Annotated in this window: 14 protein-coding genes and 2 tRNA genes; 12 read left to right on the forward strand and 4 right to left on the reverse strand. The window is 60.9% G+C overall.

The genetic code is table 11. The features are described 5' to 3' along the window. Positions 1-27 precede the first annotated feature (27 nt). Positions 28-1314, reverse strand: coding sequence for a macrolide 2'-phosphotransferase (locus AB4Y87_RS07245; RefSeq protein WP_442003732.1), 1287 nt, complete (start codon positions 1312-1314; stop codon positions 28-30). A gap of 180 nt (positions 1315-1494) precedes the next feature. Between AB4Y87_RS07245 and nudC the strand changes: the two genes are divergently transcribed. The 3 genes from nudC to AB4Y87_RS07260 are packed head-to-tail and all read left to right on the forward strand — an operon-like array spanning position 1495 to position 5236. Continuing rightward, a complete protein-coding gene (nudC, locus tag AB4Y87_RS07250) occupies positions 1495-2484 on the forward strand; it encodes an NAD(+) diphosphatase (RefSeq protein ID WP_442003733.1) in 990 nt (329 codons plus the stop codon). Next, positions 2481-4613, forward strand: a complete 2133-nt coding sequence (locus AB4Y87_RS07255) for an ATP-dependent DNA helicase UvrD2 (RefSeq protein WP_442003734.1) — start codon at positions 2481-2483, stop codon at positions 4611-4613. The genes nudC and AB4Y87_RS07255 overlap by 4 nt, the downstream gene beginning before the upstream one ends. Next, the gene (locus tag AB4Y87_RS07260) at positions 4613-5236 is read left to right on the forward strand and encodes a M48 metallopeptidase family protein (RefSeq protein ID WP_442003735.1); all 624 of its coding nucleotides are present in this window, start codon (positions 4613-4615) and stop codon (positions 5234-5236) included. Before AB4Y87_RS07255 ends, AB4Y87_RS07260 begins: the two co-directional genes overlap by 1 nt. Before the next feature lie 61 nt (positions 5237-5297). Here AB4Y87_RS07260 and AB4Y87_RS07265 read toward each other — a convergent pair whose 3' ends face one another. Next, positions 5298-6749, reverse strand: a complete 1452-nt coding sequence (locus tag AB4Y87_RS07265) for a zinc-dependent metalloprotease (protein WP_442003736.1) — start codon at positions 6747-6749, stop codon at positions 5298-5300. Between the two features lie 211 nt (positions 6750-6960). Between AB4Y87_RS07265 and AB4Y87_RS07270 the strand changes: the two genes are divergently transcribed. The 5 genes from AB4Y87_RS07270 (at position 6961) to AB4Y87_RS07290 (ending at position 12896) form a co-directional block, all read left to right on the forward strand. Then, positions 6961-8097, forward strand: a complete 1137-nt coding sequence (locus AB4Y87_RS07270) for a YlbL family protein (protein WP_442003737.1) — start codon at positions 6961-6963, stop codon at positions 8095-8097. A gap of 130 nt (positions 8098-8227) precedes the next feature. Then, the gene (locus AB4Y87_RS07275; RefSeq protein WP_442003738.1) at positions 8228-11224 is read left to right on the forward strand and encodes a UPF0182 family membrane protein; all 2997 of its coding nucleotides are present in this window, start codon (positions 8228-8230) and stop codon (positions 11222-11224) included. A gap of 203 nt (positions 11225-11427) precedes the next feature. Further along, positions 11428-11501: transfer RNA gene (locus AB4Y87_RS07280), tRNA-Met, on the forward strand. 393 nt (positions 11502-11894) lie between these two features. Next, positions 11895-11968: transfer RNA gene (locus AB4Y87_RS07285), tRNA-Met, on the forward strand. Between the two features lie 130 nt (positions 11969-12098). Then, on the forward strand, positions 12099-12896 hold the full coding sequence (locus tag AB4Y87_RS07290) for a GntR family transcriptional regulator (RefSeq protein ID WP_442003739.1): 798 nt from the start codon (positions 12099-12101) through the stop codon (positions 12894-12896). Positions 12897-13043: 147 nt separating this feature from the next. Here AB4Y87_RS07290 and AB4Y87_RS07295 read toward each other — a convergent pair whose 3' ends face one another. Beyond that, complete coding sequence (locus tag AB4Y87_RS07295; protein WP_442003740.1) at positions 13044-13832, reverse strand: PspA/IM30 family protein; 789 nt, start codon at positions 13830-13832, stop codon at positions 13044-13046. 99 nt (positions 13833-13931) lie between these two features. Continuing rightward, on the reverse strand, positions 13932-15986 hold the full coding sequence (locus tag AB4Y87_RS07300; RefSeq protein WP_442003741.1) for a TPM domain-containing protein: 2055 nt from the start codon (positions 15984-15986) through the stop codon (positions 13932-13934). A gap of 346 nt (positions 15987-16332) precedes the next feature. On the opposite strand from AB4Y87_RS07300, the gene AB4Y87_RS07305 reads away from it, so the two are divergent. The 4 genes from AB4Y87_RS07305 (at position 16333) to AB4Y87_RS07320 (ending at position 20753) form a co-directional block, all read left to right on the forward strand. After that, positions 16333-17928, forward strand: coding sequence for a trypsin-like peptidase domain-containing protein (locus AB4Y87_RS07305; protein ID WP_442003742.1), 1596 nt, complete (start codon positions 16333-16335; stop codon positions 17926-17928). A gap of 270 nt (positions 17929-18198) precedes the next feature. After that, entirely contained in the window at positions 18199-19002 is an 804-nt protein-coding gene (locus tag AB4Y87_RS07310; RefSeq protein ID WP_442003743.1) for an electron transfer flavoprotein subunit beta/FixA family protein, read from the forward strand. Positions 19003-19014: 12 nt separating this feature from the next. Continuing rightward, positions 19015-19968: an electron transfer flavoprotein subunit alpha/FixB family protein gene (locus tag AB4Y87_RS07315; RefSeq protein ID WP_442003744.1), complete on the forward strand. Its 954-nt coding sequence runs from the start codon at positions 19015-19017 to the stop codon at positions 19966-19968. A 5-nt stretch (positions 19969-19973) separates the two neighbouring features. Further along, the gene (locus AB4Y87_RS07320) at positions 19974-20753 is read left to right on the forward strand and encodes a PIG-L deacetylase family protein (RefSeq protein WP_442003745.1); all 780 of its coding nucleotides are present in this window, start codon (positions 19974-19976) and stop codon (positions 20751-20753) included. The last annotated feature ends 31 nt before the right edge of the window (positions 20754-20784 follow it).

The raw sequence follows: 20784 nt of genomic DNA on the forward strand, positions 1-20784 counted from the left end.
CCGGAACCCCGGTGTGGAAACGCTGGTCTATGAACGTTCGCCAGCATGCAGTGGTGTCACATTGACAACGTTCAAAGCTGCAGTCGACGCGTCATCCTGAGGCCGGGAGGTGGGTTCTTCCGCCAACTTATCGGACCTGGTTTCGGCATCCGGGCCTGATGCTGCTTCCTTGCCAGGCGCTTGGGCGTCAGGCAATCCGGCGTGGGGGACGTCCTTCGAAGACGTGGGAGCTAGGGGCGTCGCTGAAACTGAGGTGCCGGCGTCGGGAATCGCCACAACCGTAACAGCAGGCTGCTGGGTGTGGATGGAGTGATTCGAGGCATCCTGTAGTGCTGCCTTTTCGGCCTCCGCCTCAGCTGCTGCTGCCTGCTCTGCGGCAAGTACGGCCTGGTCATGCCGGGCTTGCTCTTCGATGTCATCTGCTAGGGACTGCAGCATTGAAACTGCCTCGGAAGTCATATCCTCGTGCCCAACGGCCATTGCCTTCACAAGGTACTGGGCCAACGCGAATTCAGCCAGCAAAGCGGCGCGTCGAAGCAGATGCGCGTCGGGGGTATCCCGGCGTGCCTCGGTATATCGGCTGAGCACCGCCTCAACGAACGAGGCTTCGTTGGACGCCACCAGCCAGGCGAAATCATCTGCGGGATCACCGATGCGGAGATCGGTCCATCCTGTCAGGGCCGTCACGGTATCGTCCTGGACCATCAGGTTGTCTTCATGAAGGTCCCCATGAACCACCGAGGGGTTGAATCGCCAGAGCGCGACGTCCTCAAGGGCATGTTCCCAGCGACGCAGCAATATGGCAGGAATCCTGCCAGTGGTGGCTGCCTGGTCCAATTCGTTGAGCTTGCGCTGCCGAAACTCGTTGGCCGAGTAACTGGGCAGATCAGCGTTGTTGACCAGTGCCAGGGGGAGGTCGTGGATGGCGGCAAGGGCGTTGCCAATATCACGGGCCAAAGCCGGGCTGCCAGCGGATAGTTCGTCAATGGACAGCGTGGAACCTTGCAGATGGGCGTACACGAACGTTGTGAGAGCGCCCTGCCGGACTGTGCCGGCGACGGTTGGCACATGGAAAGGAAGCTCGGCACGGATGGCGGGCGCGAAGGCCCGCAGGACCATGAATTCCGTTTCGAGGCGGGTACTGGCCTCGGGATGGCGCGGCGAACGGACGCGCCAGCGCTTGCCTTCCGCGTCGAGCAACAACGCCGAATCGAAGTCGGCGTCGTCGTCGGGGGAATAGGCTGTAGCCGTCGGTGCCAGTCCGGGCACCGCCGCGGTTGCTACAGCGGCCAGTTCGAGCGGTGTTCTTCTCACGTCTTCCACGGTAGATTGACTGGCGCCTGTGGCCATGATGCAGTGCGGCGAGTCTTCAGATCCGCACGAAAACAAGGCCGAAGTGGATCATCGGTTCAGTTCAGCGGCCGGCAATGCCAGGATATGCACAAGCGGCCGATCCAAATGTTCTTTGTCGGTGCGAATCAGTACGGTAGATACATGAGTTATGCGGAGTCTCCGGCGCTGGCCAACCACTTGATGGAAACTGTTCTTCCAGTGCGCCCGGCGTTGGTGGACCGAGGCTCCAGTGAGCGCATGAAGCCTGGCATGGTTGAAGACCTCATCGTCTCTGGCAAGGCCAAGGCCATGGTTATTTCCCAACGCAAGGCGCTGGTGAACACGGACGGCCTCTGGTTCGGGGACGCTGGCCCGCTGTGGGCGGCCCTCGGCGAGGCAAAAACTGGCGCCCTGACGGCTATCTACTTGGGTACAACCTTGCGGCCTTCTTCCGTGGCCGAGGGTACTCCTGTTTTGCTGTTTACAGTTGCTGAACCGCCCGTTCCGGGGACAGCCCTGATCCCTTCCGATGCGCAGTGGGCAGGGTTCCGGGAAGTTGCCGGACGTCTCGATGCTACTGACACCGCCTTGTTCATCGAAGCCAGCGCCATCTCCAACTGGCACGCAACACATACCCATTGCCCGCAGTGCGGTACCCCGACCGATATCGAAACCGGGGGCTGGGTGCGCCGGTGTCCCAAGGACAACTCTGAGCACTATCCGCGCACAGACCCGGCGATCATCGTTACTGTAGTTGGCCCTGATGGCCGGCTTCTGCTGGGTGGCGGCGGGCCTGCCGACGCCAGGAACTACTCCACCCTCGCTGGATTTGTTGAACCCGGGGAATCGCTTGAGCAGGCTGTTGTCCGCGAAATTGGCGAGGAAGTAGGTGTCCGCGTTACTGCATGCCAGTATCTCGGTTCGCAGTCGTGGCCCTTCCCTGCCTCGCTCATGTTGGGCTTTACGGCAATAACGAACGACGCCGTTGCCCGCCCCGACGGCGTCGAGGTCACCCGAGCGCGGTGGTTCAGCCGGGAAGAGTTGCAGGAGGCCGTGTTGAGTGGCGAGATCACCATCTCCACGCGCTTGTCGATCGCGCGCTCGTTGATTGAGCATTGGTACGGCGGCGTCATCGAAGACCTCCAGCCGTGACAGGAGGAATTTTCGACGTCGGTGGCTCACTCGAGGAGCGAATCCTCAGCGGCCTGGATGATGAGCAACGTGAAGTAGCCAGCACTCTCACCGGCCCTCTGTGCGTACTTGCAGGTGCGGGCACAGGCAAGACCCGCGCCATCACGCATCGCATCGCCTATGGAGTGCACTCGGGAGTGTATTCGCCTCAGAGGCTGCTGGCCGTGACCTTTACAGCCAGGGCGGCGGCCGAAATGCGCAGCAGGCTTCGGGATCTTGGCGTGGCCAATGTCCAGGCGCGGACTTTCCACGCCGCGGCCCTGAGGCAATTACAGTTCTTCTGGCCTCAGGCGGTCGGCGGCACCCTGCCCAGCCTGCTGGACCACAAGGCGAACATGATCGCGGAGGCCTCACGCAGGCTTCGCCTCAGCACCGATCGCGCGTCCATCAGGGACTTGGCTGCAGAGATTGAGTGGGCAAAAGTCTCTATGCTCACACCTGCCAACTACCTGGAGAATGCACAAGGACGCGGGACTCCGGGTGGTTTCGACCTCACGGCTGTGTCCAGGGTGTTCCAGGCGTACGAGGATATTAAGACTGACCGCAACGTCATTGACTTCGAAGACGTCCTGTTAATTACCGTTGGGATCCTCCAGGAGGATCCCAAAGTGGCAGCCACGGTCAGGGAGCAATACCGCCACTTCGTCGTCGACGAGTACCAGGACGTCTCCCCGCTTCAGCAGCGGCTCCTGGATCTCTGGCTGGGTGGCCGTGACGAATTGTGCGTGGTGGGCGATGCCAGCCAGACCATCTACTCCTTTACGGGGGCCTCGCCCAAGCATCTCTTGAATTTCAAGGCACACTATCCAGGTGCCACCGTGGTCAAGCTCATCAGTGACTACAGGTCCACGCCACAGGTCGTTAAGCTGGCCAATGATCTCCTCGGGTCCCGGCGAAGTGGCGGACCGGTTGCCGATGCGGCGTGGGCGCCTCCGCTCAAGCTTGTCGCCCAAAGGCCGGCCGGCCCGGAGCCTCGGTTCATGGAATGTCCGGACGACGAAGCGGAGGCGGCGGTCGTTGCCGGCAGAATCCAGGAGCTACTCAACACGGGAGTCAAGGCGAGCGAGATCGCCATACTGTTCCGCACCAACGGGCAATCCGAAGCTTACGAGCAAGCGTTGGCGTCGGCTGGGATCGGTTACCAGCTTCGCGGCGGAGAGAGGTTCTTCGCGCGCAAGGAGGTCCGGGATGCGATCCTGCAGTTGAGGGCTGCAACCAGGGCCGTGGCGGAAGGCGCTCCGGAGCCCTTGGGCCAGATTGTCCGTGACATTGTTGCTTCGCTTGGCTACAGCGAAGCCGCGCCGCACAGCGGGGGAGCCCTTCGCGAGCGTTGGGAATCGCTGGCTGCCTTGGTGGCCTTGGCTGATGAGTTGTCAGTCACGCGCGGAGAGTCTTTCACATTGGCTGAGTTCGTCAACGAGCTCCAGGAACGTTCGGTTGCCCAGCATGCTCCCACGGTTCAAGGTGTGACCCTTGCCTCCTTTCACTCGGCAAAGGGGCTTGAATGGGACGCCGTGTTCCTGGTGGGCCTCAGCGAAGGACTCATGCCTATCTCCTTCGCGGACACTCCGGAGGACGTCGACGAAGAACGCCGGCTGCTCTACGTCGGGATCACCCGTGCGCGTGAGCATCTGAACCTGTCGTGGTCCTCTGCGCGTACTCCCGGTGGCCGTGCCAACCGCAAGCCCTCCCGTTTCCTCGATGGACTCCGGCCGGATTCGGTGGCGTCCGCGAACGCCAGGAGCCGGGCAGGTTCCACGCGCCGCAAAGCTGCGGCACCGGCGTCGTGCAGGGTGTGTGGAAGCATGCTTGCCTCTGGGGCAGAGAGGAAGGTGGGTCGCTGCAACCAATGCCCGCCCACGTACGAGGAACAGACCTTCGACGCACTGAGGCAGTGGCGGCGCGATGAAGCGCAATCTGCCGACGTTCCCGCTTACGTTGTCTTCACTGATGCCACATTAACGGCAATAGCCGAAGCCCGGCCGGCGTCGCTGGAGGAACTGGCTGGACTGGCGGGGGTAGGGCCCTCCAAACTGGAGCGCTACGGAGAAGCCGTCCTCGCCGTCCTCGCAGAAAGCACCAACCTCTGATGCCGCGTTCAACAGCCGGTCAGCCCGACGTTCAGATGCTCACCGACGACGGCGCTCCGGTAGTCGTCAGGCGCTCAGCCCGGAGGCGGCGGACGGTAGCAGCGTTTTGGGAAGACGGTAATGCCGTTGTCGCGATTCCGGCAAGCTTTACCAAATCGCAGGAGCGCGAGTGGGTGCGGCGCATGCTTGCCAAGCTGCAGAGGCAAGGCGAGCGCCGGGCGGGTAAACCAGATCGGCGCAGGCCTGCTACGGACGAGGCACTTGCCCAGCATGCAGCGCACCTTTCGCGGACCTACCTCGGAGGACGGGCGGTTCCGACGTCGGTCCGCTGGGTGACCAACCAGAACTCCCGGTGGGGTTCGGCTACTCCAGCGGATGGAACCATCCGGCTTTCCGACAAGCTTCAGGCGATGCCCCAATGGGTGATCGACTACGTGCTCCTGCACGAATTGGCGCATCTGCTGGTAGCTGGACACAACGCGCAGTTTTGGCGCTTGCTTGAGGCCTACCCGGAGACACAGCGCGCCAAAGCATTCTTGGAGGGGGTCGCGTTCGCGACGTCCCGTGGGTTGAGCGGTGACGCCAACCAATCCGCCGGAACGGAACCGGACGCGACGGGCTAGAGACGGCAATGGTCGCCATAATCCGTGGCGACCATTGCTGACTTTAGGTGGACGGTGAGTATTAAGTGGACGGTGACTTCGGGTCTTCGCTGCCCGAGTCAGGCCCGGTGTCGTCCTGGGAGCCTTCATCCTGGGAGTCTTCGTCCTCCGATGTGGCTTCAGCGGGCTCATCGTAGCCACCGCTCAAGAGCTTCTGCAGAGCATCGTCAACTTCGGTGTCGCTGGCCTCGGCGAGCCTGCGGCGTTCGGAGAAGCCCTTCGGATCGTCGAGGTCTTCCCCGGTGGGCAGCAGGTCAGGGTGGTGCCAGATGGCATCCCTGCCTGCAATACCGCGTTCTTCTTTCAGGGTCGCCCACAGAGTAGCGGCCTCGCGAAGCCTGCGTGGGCGCAGTTCCAGCCCCACAAGCGAAGAGAAAGCATGTTCAGCGGGACCGCCGGTGGCACGGCGACGACGGACAGTTTCGCGCAGGGCGGTAGCCGAGGGCAGTACCTTGTCCGTGGCTTCAGCAGTGAGTTCATCTACCCACCCCTCCACCAGGGCAAGCGCCGTTTCGAGCTTCTCAAGAGCGGCGGTCTGCACTGGCGTCCGCTCCGGAGTGAAGACACCCTGGGACAAGGCCTCCTGGATTCCTTCAGGATTGCCGGGATCCAGATCCCGGGCGAGATCCTCGATTCGGGACATGTCAATGTGGATGCCTCGCGCATAGGCTTCAATGGCGCCGAGCAAGTGGCCGCGAAGCCACGGCACCTGCACGAACAACCGGGCGTGGGCTGCCTCGCGGACGGCGAGGAAGAGCCGGACATCATTTTCGGGGAGGCTGAGTCCTTCGCCGAACTTGGCGACGTTGGCCGGGAGCAGAGCCATCTCCAGGTCAGCCAAGGGAACACCAATGTCCGTGGAGCTGACTACCTCGGCCGAGAGTGCGCCAATCGCCTGTCCCAGTTGCATCCCAAAAATGGCGCCGCCCATATTCTGCAGCATGGACGAGGCGCCACCCATCATGGACTTCATTTCCTCGGGCATCTGCTGGGTCAGCGCGTTGGACAAGGCATTGGCGATGCTGTTGGCAACTGGCTCAGTCAGCCGCTTCCACGTTCCAAGGGTTGCTTCAACCCATTCCGCGCGGGACCATGCACGGCCGATAAGTCCAGTAGCGGAAAGATCTGTTACCGGATCCAGCCACAGTTCCGCGAGCCGGAGCGCTTCATCGATGTCCCGGGCCTGCTGGGCGTTCACCGAGGGATCGCTCCCGGAAGCCGCAACGCGTCGAGCGTTCTCATGGGCCAGTTGCCAGTTCACGGGACCCTCGGACGTTGAGCTCATCATGGCCTGGACCTGCGCGAACATTTGTTGCAGGAGCTGGGGATCGTTGGGCAGCCCTGCGGCCTTGGCGAGTTCGGCGGGATCGATGTTGCCCATGCCCTGGCCGCCCATCAGGTTCTGCAGCATTTCCGCCAGCGGGTCCTTGGGCGTCTCATCGTCATCTGACGGGTTGTTGGGATTGGAAGTCATGGTGCCGCCGATCGTCGAACTGGCTGGTGATCACTTTCACCGTACCGCGCGGTGGGAAGGCTGTCTGCCTGTGCGCGGCGTCGTTCGCTGTAGGCAAAGCATCCCCACAACGTCCAACCGCGTAATGTGGATGTTTGGTATGTGCCCGTCGCCGCGGCCAGCGGCAGGAGCCAAAATACCGGTCGCATAGTGCCGGTAAAGAGAGGCCTCAATGCTTACTTCGCCCAGCCCGGAGGGCTCGCTCGACCCGCGTCAAACGCACGACGCCGATTCCTCCCCCGAATCTCCGGAACCTCCCGGCAGCGGCCGTTACATGATCATGGTGGTTTCGGGCCTGTTGGCACTGGGACTTGGGATCGGGGCGGCTGCTTTGCCGGTTCCCTATGTTGTTGAGTCTGCCGGACCGACCTTTAATACGCTGGGGCAGGATGGCGACAAACCGGTCATCAGCATTTCGGGACATGAGTCCTACCCAGCCAAGGGGAACCTGGACCTGACGACTGTGGTGATGGCGGGCGGGCCGAAGACTCCCGCAACTATTTTCGAGGTCTTTCGCGCCTGGTTGGACAAATCGAAAGCCGTTTATCCCGAGGAATTGATCTATCCCAAAGGCACCACAGCGGAGGAGACAGTCCAGCAAGGCGAGATTGCCATGGAGACTTCGCAGGAAAACGCTGTTGCCGCAGCACTGCGGCAATTGGACATCCCTTTTGAACAGAGGCTTAAGGTTGCAGGCCTGTCGGACCCGTCTCCGTCAGCAGGGAAACTTCAGGAAGGAGACCGGCTGACCTCCATTAACGGAAAACCGATCTCCTCCCTCAGCCTGGTCCAGGCTGAACTGGCAGCCGGAAACGGCGCCCCCGTGGCCGTCGTCGTGGACAGGAACGGTTCTGCCGTCACGGAAACGATAACGCCCACCAAGAATCCCGCTGGCCGCTACGTTCTGGGCATTCTCCTGGGCAGCGACTTCACCTTCCCCTTTGACGTGAAAATTTCCTTGGACAATGTGGGGGGTCCGAGCGCCGGAATGATGTTTGCCCTGGGCATCGTGGACAATCTCACGCCGGGGGACCTCACAGGAGGAAAGCACGTGGCAGGGACCGGAACCATCACGGCTGATGGGGCAGTGGGAGCCATCGGTGGCATTGCACAGAAGATGATCGGAGCGCGTCAGCATGGAGCCACCATGTTCCTGGCTCCGGCGGCGAATTGTGCGGACGTCGTAGGGCATATTCCCGATGGCCTGCAGGTGGTGAAGGTGGAAACGCTGGCCGATGCCACCGCGGCAGTGGAACGACTCGGTTCAGGACAAGACACGGCGGGCCTTCCCACCTGCGCCAACAACTAGACTGACGGTGGAACTTAGCTCCACCGCCACTCGTGGCATATATGACGGACTCCGCCATCGCCCAGGGGCAGAGATCGTCGAACACACGCACACCGACTTTTAACTGACGACCACCAATGAGGTACAGAGTTTGTCCCGTCCCGCCAGCTCCAACCCGCCCGGAAGATCGCCGCTGAGACGAGGTGCCCTGACTCCGACACTCATCGTCGTTGCAGTGGCCGTCGTTGGATTCATTTTCTTCGCCAATGTGTGGACAGACGTCCTCTGGTACCAACAGCTCGGCTTCTTCGAAGTTTATGTCCGCGAGAACCTCGCCCGGATCGTCACCTTCCTGGTCGGTTTCGCCATGATGTTCGCTGCCGTTTACTTCGCCATCAGGATCGCGTACCACGCCCGGCCGGTCTACGCTCCGGATGCTGAGTCACGTGACAACCTCAACCGCTACCAGGCCCAGCTTGAGCCTGTCCGCAGGGTCGTCATGATTGGCCTGCCCATCCTGTTCGGACTCTTTGCCGGAAGCGCCGCCGCCAGCCAGTGGCAGAAGGTCCTCCTCTTCTTCAACCAGGAACCCTTTGGCCAAACAGATCCGTTGTTCAATCTGGACATCAGCTTCTACCTGATGTCGCTTCCGTTCCTTGGCTTTGTTACCGGATTCCTCATCAGCATCGCCGTAGTGGCCGGCATTGCGGGCATCCTCACTCATTACCTGTACGGAAGCATCCGGCTCATGGAGCGTGGTGTCTTCACAAGCCGTGCCGCGCAGATCCACATTGCAGTAACGGGTGCATTCTTCCTGTTGCTGCTTGGCGTGAATTTCTGGCTGGACAGGTACTCAACGGTGCAAAGCTCATCAGGACGGTGGGCGGGTGCACTGTACACGGACGTCAATGCCGTTGTACCCACGAAGGCCATCCTGGCGGTTGCCGCCGGCTTGGTTGCGATCCTCTTTATCATCGCTGCGGTTATCGGCCGCTGGCGTTTGCCAGTAATCGGTACGGCGATGCTGATCATCACCGCGATCCTGGCTGGTGGCGTGTACCCATGGGTTATCCAGCAATTCCAGGTGCGTCCCTCGGAGAACACCCTGGAAAGGGAGTACATCGACCGCAACATTAAGATGACCCGGGCAGCCTACGGCCTGGACAAGATTGATGTCTCGGCCTATAACGCCACAACAACTGCTACAAGCGGAGCTTTGGCAAAGGACGCCCAGACCGCGGCCAACATCCGCCTGCTGGACCCGAACCTCATCTCCTCGGCGTTCGCCCAGCTTGAGCAGTACCGTCCGTACTACCAATTCCCCCAGACGCTGAACGTGGACCGCTACACGGTGGACGGAAAAGTAYAGGACACCGTCATCGCTGTTCGCGAGCTGAATCCGGATGGCCTGAGCGCAAACCAGCAGACCTGGGTCAACCGGCACATCGTGTACACGCACGGCTACGGTGTGGTCGCAGCGAAGGGCAATAAGTTCACGGTTGATGGCAAGCCGGAATTCCTGCAATCGGGCATTCCGTCCAACGGCGTTCTCGGCAATGACACAACGTACGAACCACGCATCTACTTCGGCGAGAACTCTCCCGAATATTCGATCGTTGGCGCTCCGGAAGGTGCCCAACATCGCGAACAAGACCGCCCAGCGGGACGCGAAGGCGGGGGAGAGACGCAATACACCTTCACCGGCAACGGCGGGCCCGTTGTGGGCAACTGGCTCAACCGGATTCTGTACTCCATCAAATTCCAGTCCTCGGACTTGTTGCTTTCGGATGGCGTGAACGAGAAATCCCAGATTCTCTATGACCGCAATCCCCGCGAACGGGTTGAGAAGCTCGCTCCGTACCTGACCGTGGATGGCAACGCGTATCCGGCCGTCGTCGATGGTCGCGTGAAGTGGATCGTTGACGGTTACACCACCAGCCAGTACTTCCCGTACTCCCAACCCCAGCAGTTGCAGAATGCGACCGTTGATTCGCAGACAAGTGCAGGCCGGACGGTGACGCTGCCTAACAGCTCCGTCAATTACATCCGGAACTCGGTCAAGGCGACTGTTGACGCTTATGACGGTTCGGTCACGCTTTACGCCTGGGATGACCAGGATCCTCTCCTGAAGGCTTGGCAGAAAGTGTTCCCTGCCACTATCAAGCCCTACACGGAGATGTCTGGCGAACTGATGAGCCACGTCCGCTACCCGGAGGACCTTTTCAAGGTCCAACGTGAACTTCTCGGACGCTACCACGTCACCAACCCTGACAACTTCTACCAGAACAACGATGCCTGGAGTGTTCCGAACGACCCCACGGTTTCGGAAGCCGTCAAGCAGCCGCCGTTCTACATGTCTCTGCAGATGCCTGACCAGGACAAGCCTGCGTTCCAACTGACGTCGTCCTTCATTCCGCAAACAGTCAACGGGAACGCAAGGAATATCCTCTATGGCTTCCTGGCGGCGGATTCAGATGCCGGAAATGTCAAGGGGGTTAAAGCGAACAGCTACGGCAAGCTAAGGCTGTTGCAACTTCCAACGGACACCCAGGTCCCTGGCCCAGGCCAGGCGCAGAACAAGTTCAACTCTGATCCCACAGTCTCCCAGGCGCTTAACTTGCTGCGTCAGGGTGCTTCGGATGTTTTGAACGGCAACCTGCTGACCCTGCCCGTGGGTGGCGGACTACTTTATGTTCAGCCCGTCTACCTGAAGTCAACAGGCGAGACTTCTTACCCCACCTTGCAGCGGGTGCTCGTGGCCTTCGGCGACAAGATCGGCTTTGCGGCGACACTGGACGAGGCCCTGGACCAGTTGTTCGGTGGCAACTCCGGTGCCAAGGCAGGCGACTTCCAGAACAATGGCCAGACGCCCACGACCCCGCCTGGGACCACAACGCCCCCGGCCGGCCCGACTGATGCCAAGGCTGATCTCAAGGCAGCTCTGGACGACGCCAACAAGGCAATCGTGGATGGCCAGGCAGCTCTGGCCAAGGGAGACTTCGCCACCTATGGCCAGCAGCAGACCAGGCTCTCCGAGGCTCTCAAGAGGGCGATCGACGCCGAAACCCGTCTCGGCATAACGCCGGAACCGACAGCGACGCCAAGTGCTACGCCAAGCGCCACACCGTCGCCTTCGCCGAGCAGCTAATGCCCGGTAAATAGTTGACACAGCCTGATTAAGAAGGGCCGTTGACCTCTCCTCCTGGAGGGGCAACGGCCCTTTCGGCTTAAAGGAAACACTTGGGCAGCGGCTTGCTGGAGTCGCGTTGAGCGATATTGGTTGGGGGAGATGCACATCACGTAGCCAGGATTTGGTCTGCCATTCACCTGACGGTAATGTTGTTCTTGCGACGCGGGGTGGAGCAGTTCGGTAGCTCGCTGGGCTCATAACCCAGAGGTCACAGGTTCAAATCCTGTCCCCGCAACTGGAGAAAAGATCCGGATCAGTATTCACTGGTCCGGGTCTTTTGTTTTCCCGTGATGTTTGGGGGCTGCGGCAGATCTTGCGGACTCGACCCAAGGATGCTCCTCCGCAGCTCAAGAGTCGGCACGAATATGCGCCCCTGACAGGCTGGCGGGGTGGCGACACTCAAATCCGGGCAGCCGTAGTCGCATTCCGCGGCGCCGTGGAATCTGCGTGTCCCCTGGGGCTTCGGACTGTGCCCGGTTATGGGGGTCAAGGGGAGGCTCGGAAGGTCGATTTCGCCGGAGACCCTGGTGACGATTTGCCGACTAGCCCTCAGGGCCGTGATCTGCAGCACCTTCCCCGCACTATGGTCATAAGCACCCTTCCGGGTGCGGTAGAGTTGTTCTTGCGACGCGGGGTGGAGCAGTTCGGTAGCTCGCTGGGCTCATAACCCAGAGGTCACAGGTTCAAATCCTGTCCCCGCAACTGGAGAAAAGGTCCGGATCAGTTTTCACTGATCTGGGCCTTTTGTTTTGTGCTGCACCGGGCCCTGGAAGTCCCGGTGCTAGCATCAAATCCGGAATGGCGGCATGCCGGGAATGGATGGGAAGGCCGGATGGTCAAGGAAGACTACAACCAGGGCCTGGATCGACAGGCCCTGCAAAGGAACAGCCCCGTAGCGGTGTACCAGCAGGTTGCAGACGTATTGACTGATCAAGTCAGCCGGTTGGAACCGGGCGCACGGATCCCGACCGAAGAATCATTGATGGACGAGTACGGGATCAGCCGTACTACCGTCCGCAAGGCGATAGAAACCCTCGTTGTGAAGGGGCTGCTTGTTCGCCGGCAGGGCAAGGGAACTTTCGTCATGGCCCAGCGTCCGGTCCGAATGCTGAACCGCTTGGCGCCCTTCATGGAGACGTTCACAGCAGCAGGAATGAAGACTGTCAAAGGCCTGATTGAATACAAATGGATGGAGAAGGATAGGTCCGTGCCAGCCAAGCTGGTGTCCGATGACAATCTTGTCCTTGTGATCCGTCGCTCCTATTCAAGCGGTGGTTGGCCCTATGCCATTGCGGAAATCTTCATCCCTTCGCACATTGGCCGTCACATCAGCCTCGCGGATGCTGAGCGCAATTCCATCTATCAGGTCATCCAGGACAGGACGTCCAAGCCCCTCCAGCGTGCTGAAATCACCGTCACGATGCACGCCCCGCCGGAGCACCTCGCCGATGCACTGAATGTCCGCGAATTTCCCATGGTCCCGCGCTTGGAAAGGACCACACTGGGAGCACACGGTGAAGTCCTTGAATGCACTGTGACCTATTTCCACCCAAAGGGTTTCGAAATTCGTGCTGAAGTGGCCACGGATGTCAGTCCCAGCCAGGATCCATTGGAACCCTCCTCGCTTTAGGCGGGGTTGCCCTCAGAGAACAAGATGGCCGGATCCCCAAGTGGGATCCGGCCATTCCTCATGGTCCAGCTAACATCGGTCCAGCCAACAGCCGTTCAGCCAACATCGGTTCAGGCAATATCACAGGGCCGCCAAGTCTTCACATTGTCAGAGCTTGTCGAAATCGGTTTCGTCGATGGTTGCACTGCTGGATGCAGGGGCACCGGCCCCGATGGCAGGCTTGCTGCCGCCGGACTTGAGGGCCGCAAGACGCGCCTCAATTTCGGTCTGCTCCCCAAGGTCTTCCAGCTGGTTGAACTGGGCGTCCAAGCTGGATGCAGCAAGCTCCTGCTGGCCCAGGACCTTGGCCTCCTCGCGGCGAATTTTCTCTTCGAAGCGGCCAACCTCACTGGTGGGGTCCATGATGTCGATGCTCTTCAGGGCATCGTGCACCTGCGACTGCGCAGCAGCTGTCTTGGAACGGGCCACGAGTTCATTACGCTTGGCCGTGAGTTGGTTGAGCTTGTTCTTCATTTGGTCAAGCCCGCTCTTGAGCTTGTCCACAACCTCGGTCTGGGACGCGATGCTGGGCTCGGCGGCCCGTGCTTCTGACTCTGCCGTCATTTGGCGCTGGATGGCAACCTTGGCCAGGTTGTCGAATTTCGTGGCATCCTCGGTATCACCGGCAGCACGGTATTCGTCGGCCTTGCGTGAGGCGGCAAGGGCTTTGTTGCCCCAGTCCTGGGCGTTCTTGACGTCTTCGTTGTAGTCGGCCTGCAACATGCGGAGGTTCCCGATGGTCTGAGCCACTGCCGACTCGGCCTCAGCAATGTTGTTCGTGTAGTCGCGGACCATCTGGTCCAGCATCTTCTGCGGGTCCTCAGCCTGGTCCAGCAAAGCGTTGATGTTTGCTTTGGCGAGCTGCGAGATCCGACCGAAAATGGACTGCTTAACCATGGTGTTGCCTTTCGTCCTGCTCAGTGGAAGCCACTGAAATCAGTGATCAGTTGTTGTACCGCTCCTAGACGGGGCATCGACCCCATCTAAACTGTGGGGCTAAAAACTTCCAGAGTCGCCGCCGCCGAAGTCTCCCCCTCCACCGCCGCCCCAGTCGCCGCCGCCGGAGTCGCCGCCGAAGAATCCGCCGCCGCCACCGCCGTCGCTGTGACCGCCGCCCCAACCGCCGCCACCGCTGTTGAAGATGGAGTTGATGAGGATGCCGCCGAGGATTGCGCCTCCAAGACCACCGCCTCCGCCGCCACCCCCGAACATGCCGCCGCGGCCGTAGCCTTGGTCGGCATAGCCGAAGTGGTCGACGTCGGCCTGCGCCAGCTGTGCTGCCTGTGCGGCGAGTGAGTGTGCCTGCTGGGCGTAGGTCAGAGCCGTGACCGGGTCATTGCGCGAGATCGACAAAGCGTAGTCGAGATTGCGCTGGGCCTCGGCGAGCCGGGTGCGGGCCTCTGTCCCAACGCCGCCTCGACGGGCCGTGATGTAATCCGAGGTCGCACTGATCTGGGCCTGTGCCGCCATGATGGTTTGCTGCAAGGACGCTTGTGCACGGCGGGCCTGTTCCTGCTGGTCCCGGATGCCGGACAATGACTGATCAAGCGCCTGGTGCGCTGTTTCTACGCGGGTCAACGTAGCAATGGGGTCGATCTTGCCACCTTGGATTTCAGCCTTGACCTGGCCCAGGGCCGCTTCCACACCAGCCACAGGGCCGGCGAGTTCAGGATGTTCACCCGACTGGATCATGGCCCTGGCCTGCGCGAGGTCCTGGCTGGTCTCCGCAACGGCGCTTTCCAAGGAGGCGCGTGCCTCGTCAAGGCTGCCTGCCGTCTTGGAAATAGCGTCGATCAGGACGTTCGTCTGATGCAGGCTTTCTTCGGCAGCGCGAACCGCTACGGCAGCCAGGCTGTTTTCGCCGGCAGACAGTTTTTCCTGGGCGGTGGTGGCAGCATTCTGTACGAACGCAAGGCGTTCCTTGGCCTGCAGGATGTTGTCTGAGACCTGCGTCAACGCAGATTCGGCGTACTTACTGCGGAGGCCCTCAAGGGATTGCTCTGCGGTGGCGATCCTGGAGTCGGCCTCCCGGGCGCCTGCCGTGACAGTGGCCAAAGCCTGCGGGGCCTTCTTCTCGAGTTCACGAAGGGAGTCGAAGTCCGCTTTCTGGTCGCGCAGTGACGCGAGGGCTGCCTCTGAACGGCGAATAATCTCTCCGAGCCATGTCCGTTGTTGTTCCTCGGTGTCCGGAATATGGTCGTCCAGCTGCTGTTGCAGCTTGAACGATTCGGTCATGTGGGCTTTGGCTTCCTGCAGGGCTTTGGTGAAGTTGCCGATAGCCGAATCACCGTATTGGGCCTGTGCGAACCCAAGCTCCTGTTCGCTGGACTTGATGGCGTCATCAGCTTCGATCAGCAACGAGCCGCTCTTCTGACGCAGCTCCGGAATGCTGAGGGCTGCCAATGGGTCAAGCTCTTCTCCTTGGGGACCATAGCTCGCACTGGATGCCTGGCCCACCTTCTTGCGGCGATTTCGCAGGTAGAGATAGGTGGCCGCACCGCCTGCTGCAACAACGCCAACCCCTACGAGGACCCCGACACCGCCGTTGCCGCTTGGCACAGTACCGCTTCCACCGCCGGCCGCGTCTCCAATAGCTGCGGCTGTGTCAATTGCTGCCTGGGCATAGTCCTTCTTACCGCCCGCCAGGTTGGCTACAACGGCGTTCTGAGCGATGGTGGACTGCTTGGAGTAAATGGAACTGCCGGAGTTCAGGGCGAAGTTGTATTGACCAGCGGTGGAGATTGCCAGAATTGCGTCGGCCTTGCCCATGCCCTTCTTGGTGGCTACAGCTTTGACCCATTCCGCAGGCGAAGAAGGGTTCTCGAAGGAGTTCACCGTGACCACGTACAGGTTGTATTTGTGGTCCTTGAGCGTCTTCTGGATGGCTTCCTGGACTTCACCCTTGCGGCTGCCCAGGACATTGGCATCATCCACGATGTTTTGGCCGGACGGTATAGTCACCGGATCTGCAGCCCAGGCGGCGCCGGCCGGGAGGGCCAACATTCCAGCCACGCCAATCACGGCGAGTACACGTTTCACTATTGACCGCATGTGCAACCCTTCAGCACGTCTGCGACTGGAACAAGGCGAACCAATCGTCACAGAATGCTCAGCGCCCCCACGCATGGTTTGTAAAGCCGCAGGTCGCTGTGGCAATTCCACTTGATTCTATGGTGCACCCCATACCCCGTCCACAGCCTTGAATATGCCACCAGCGAAACACGGGAGAAACGCGCCATGCCTGGGCGTTGAGGCTCTGTGTGTCTGCCGTGTTGGCCCTTCACGCTGGCTCTGCTGCAGCATGGCGATTGGCTTTCAGGAAGCTCCCAGCGAACGTCCGATTTTGTTCCAGTAAAAAGGGCCATAGTTATGGAAGACAAGGATGAAAGGAAGACCCATGACGGAGAACTCAGCGCAGGGCAACGCACCAGAGAACCGTGATCCGTCCGAGCCGCGGGATCCCGCTGCGWGGCCTGACTCCGCTGCCACCCACCAGCAGCCGACACAGCAGCACGCACAGCAGCCTGGTTGGAACTCCGGGCAGGGAACCGGTACCCATGCAACGACTCCGCTGCCGGCCTTTCAGCCGCCTGCCCAATCGGCACCTCACACCAACGTAAACCAAGGCCCGCATGCCAACACCCAGCCGCAGTACTACGGCGGTCCGCAGCACCAGGACCCGGGCCACCGTCCCAACTACCCGCAGCACCAGCCGTTCTATGGCGGAGGCACCAATCCTGGGAACCCGAACCTCCACAGCGCTCCGGGTCAGCAGTCCTCCGTCGGCACCAAGCGCAAGCCGGCATTCGGTATTGGAACGCTCATTGCCAGCATTCTTGCCGCTGGCCTGGTAGGTGGCGGTGTGGTGGCAGGTAGCACCGCGCTTTTGGACAACCCGGCACCGGCGGCATCAAGTGGTGGCCAGTCGAGCACGGTAATTGTGAATAACAAGGACGACGTCAACGTCATCACGGCAGCAGCGGCGAAGGCGTCTCCGAGCGTGGTCACCATCAAGGCAACGAGTGGAAACGAGGGCGGAACGGGCTCCGGCATCATTATCGATGACCAAGGCCACATCCTGACCAACACCCACGTCGTCACGCTGGATGGCGCAACATCCAATGCCGCCATCGAGGTCCGTACCAGTGACGGAAAGGTTCTCAAGGCCAAGGTTGTTGGAACTGATCCTCTCTCGGACCTGGCAGTTATCAAGGTGGACGATACTTCCGGTTTGGTGCCGGCTACGCTCGGGGATTCCTCGAAAATCAACGTGGGCGACACCGCCGTCGCGATTGGTTCGCCCCTTGGCCTGACGGGCACGGTGACGGACGGTATCGTCTCCACACTCAACCGCACTATCAGCGTTGCCTCCTCAGCTGCCCCGAAGGAAGGCACTGACAACTCCCAGGGCGGTGACCAGGGCTTCCAGTTTGCACCTCCAGGTGGCGGTCAGAGCCAGCCCAGTGCCAATGAGGGTTCGATTTCGATCAACGTCATCCAGACTGACGCAGCTATCAACCCGGGCAATTCCGGTGGCGCGCTGGTAAACAGCAAGGGCGAGATCATCGGCGTCAACGTTGCTATTGCTTCCGCTGGCAGTGGCACCGCGGATTCCTCCACTGGAAACATCGGCGTTGGCTTCAGCATCCCGATCAACCACGCCAAGCGCGTTGYACAGGAAATCATCGATACCGGTAAGGCTAGCCATGGCCAGTTTGGTGTCTCTGTACGATCGAAGTCGTCCACGGGCAGCGACTCCGGATTCTCTGTTGGCGCAGAGGTTGCTTCGGTGACCACGGGTTCGGCCGCGGCGAAGGCGGGCATCAAGGTTGGCGACGTCGTCACCAAGTTCGGCGACTACCAGGTGACTGACCCCAACCAGTTGACCGCGGCCGTCCGCGAACAGGCCGCCGGCGCGAAGGTGAAGGTAACTATCCAGCGCAACGGCCAGTCGCAGGAAGTAGAAGTTACTTTGGACGCCGCACAGCAATAACAACCCGAAGAGCACTAACAAACCCCAACAGCAGGAACCTGCTGGCACAGCGGACGACGGCGGGCGGCACCTCAGTGGTGTAGCCCGCCGTCGGCGTGTCCACGGCCCTTTGGCCCTTGCTGATGAAACAGGCGTTAATGCGCGCAGTGGATTTCTGCGGGCAATATGCTTAGCTAGGGGAAGCCCACGCGCTGGGCAATTCACGGCCACGCTCCTGCGGTTGGCCGTCCACAAGCATGGAAGGCTGCTTCGAAGACAGTGGAAGAGACATTGAAGATTGTCGTTCTGGTCAAGCACGTCCCGGACGCGCAGTTCGACCGGCACATCACCGGACCCGGCAACACAACTGACCGCGATGAGAGCATCTTGTCCGAACTTGACGAGTACGCGCTTGAGGCAGCACTGCAGCTGGCCGAAGAGCGTGGCGGGGCCAAAGCCGGCAACGAGGTCATTGCCCTCAGCATGGGGCCCTCCGGTGCAGTAAACGCAGTCAAGAAGTCGTTGCAGATTGGCGCCTACTCCGGGGTCCACCTCAGCGATGACGCGCTAGCCGGTTCGGACGCCGCTGCGACATCATTGGCGCTTGCGGCCACCATCCGCCATCTCTCCGCCGATGGACGCCCGGTGGACCTGGTCCTGACCGGCATGGCTTCCACGGACGGCGAGACCTCACTCATCCCGGCTCAGCTCGCGGAGCGGTTGTCGCTCCCGCAGCTCACGTTTGCTTCCACCCTCGAGGTTAACGGCGGCACCGTGGTGGCACGCCGGGATGCCGGCTCCCACTCGGAGACCGTTGAAGCGCAGCTTCCTGCACTCGTCTCGGTGACAGACCAGATCAACGAACCCAGGTACCCCAATTTCAAGGGAATCCTGGCAGCCAAGAAGAAGAAGATTGCCTCGTTGTCGCTTGCCGATATCGGCGTCGATCCTTCCGAGGTAGGCCAGTCAGGCTCGTGGACGGTTGTGGAGTCTGCAGCTGCCCGCCCGCCCAGAACCGCAGGGACGATCATCACCGACGAGGGCGACGCCGGCATCAAGCTCGTCGACTTCCTGGCCGCACAGAAGCTGCTCTAAAGGACTCCAATCATGGCAAATGCACTTGTTTTCATTGACAACCCCGGAGCTGCGCTCAAGAAGAGCAGCTTGGAGCTCCTGACCCTTGCGCGGAAGCTGGGGGAGACCGCCGTCGCGTTCAACGGTGAATTGACCGACGACGTCGCGGCCACCTTGGGTGCTTATGGCGTGGCGACGATCCACCAGCCCTCTGTGGCGGACCTGGATGACTACCTGGTTGCGCCGAAGGCCGCGTACCTCGCGGCTGCAGTGGCGGCTTCAGGCGCCGCTGCTGTCCTGATTGAAAACTCGCCCGAGGGCAAAGAGATCGCGGGACGACTCGGCATTAAGCTCAACGCCGGAGTCATCACGGACGTCGTTGGTCTGGAGGCGGACGGCACTGCCCACAAGTCGGTCCTCGCGGGTTCGTACAACACCACGGCGAAGGCCACCACTCCGGTGGCAGTCTTTTCCGTAAAAGCGAACATCGTGGAACCAGAGCCGGCAGGCGCAGCGACAGCTCCCGCGACAGCCAAGGTTGAGGTTCCTGCAGATGCTGCAGCGAATGCGGCCCGGATCTCCTCCCGCACTGAGAAGCCCGCCAGTGGCCGGCCCGACCTCAGCGAGGCCCGGATCGTTGTGGCCGGCGGGCGGGGCGTCGATGGCGACTTTGGCCCGTTGGAAGAACTAGCCGATGCCCTTGGTGCTGCGGTTGGTGCTTCGCGGGCGGCAACCGATGCAGGGTGGATTGGCCACGACGCGCAAGTGGGCCAAACCGGTGTGACTGTCTCTCCGCAGCTGTACATTTCGGCAGGGATCTCAGGAGCAATCCAGCAAAAGGCAGGAATGCAGACGTCCAAGGTCATTGTGGCCATCAACAAGGATGCAGAGTCTCCTGTTTTTGAGATCGCGGACTTCGGCATCATCGGCGATCTGTTCAAAGTTGTGCCGCAGGCAACAGCTGAGATCAAAAAGCGGAAAGGCTGATCCCTTTGACTTCTGGCGTTTCGTCAGCAAAGAGCCCGTTCAACGCCTCCACGGAGCGTGTTGAGCGGGTGCTTTGTTTTACTGCCCATCCTGACGACATCGACTTCGGAGCTGCAGGAACCATAGCTGCCTGGACTGCTGCCGGCGTACAGGTCACCTACTGCATCATGACTGACGGCGACGCCGGCGGGTTTGATCCCGTTGACCGGGAACGCATTATCGAACTCCGTGCCATAGAACAGCAACGCGCGGCAGAGTTGGTGGGAGTCAACGACATCCGCTACCTGCACGAACACGATGGCTACCTTGAGCCGACACACAACGTCATCAAGCAGGTTGTGAAGCTGATCCGGGAAATCCGCCCGGACATCGTGTTGACCATGCACCCGGAACGGAACTGGGACCGCCTCCAGAAGAGCCACCCCGACCACCTCGCAGCAGGGGAAGCTGTGACCAGGGCGGTTTATCCTGCCGTGGAGAATCCCTTTGCCTATCCTGAATTGGCCGAGGCCGGACTGACGGCCTACAAGCTGCCCTGGCTATGGTTTATCTCAAGTCCAGAGGACCGTGAGAACCATTTCGTGGACGTCACCAAGCATGTTGATGCCAAGCTCGATGCGATCCGCATCCACGCGAGCCAGCACCCGGACATCGAGGGGATGGAGCGTGTGGTCCGTGGCATGTTGATGGCCAACGGTGCGCGTGCAGGGCTCCCTGCCGGCGCAAGTGCTGAGAGTTTCCACGTGGTGTCCGTAAACGGATCCAGTACTATCGCCGGCTTCTGACATTGCCGATATGTAACCCGTGTCATATGCT

The organism is Paenarthrobacter sp. RAF54_2 (assembly GCF_052113945.1).
Classification (GTDB): domain Bacteria; phylum Actinomycetota; class Actinomycetes; order Actinomycetales; family Micrococcaceae; genus Arthrobacter.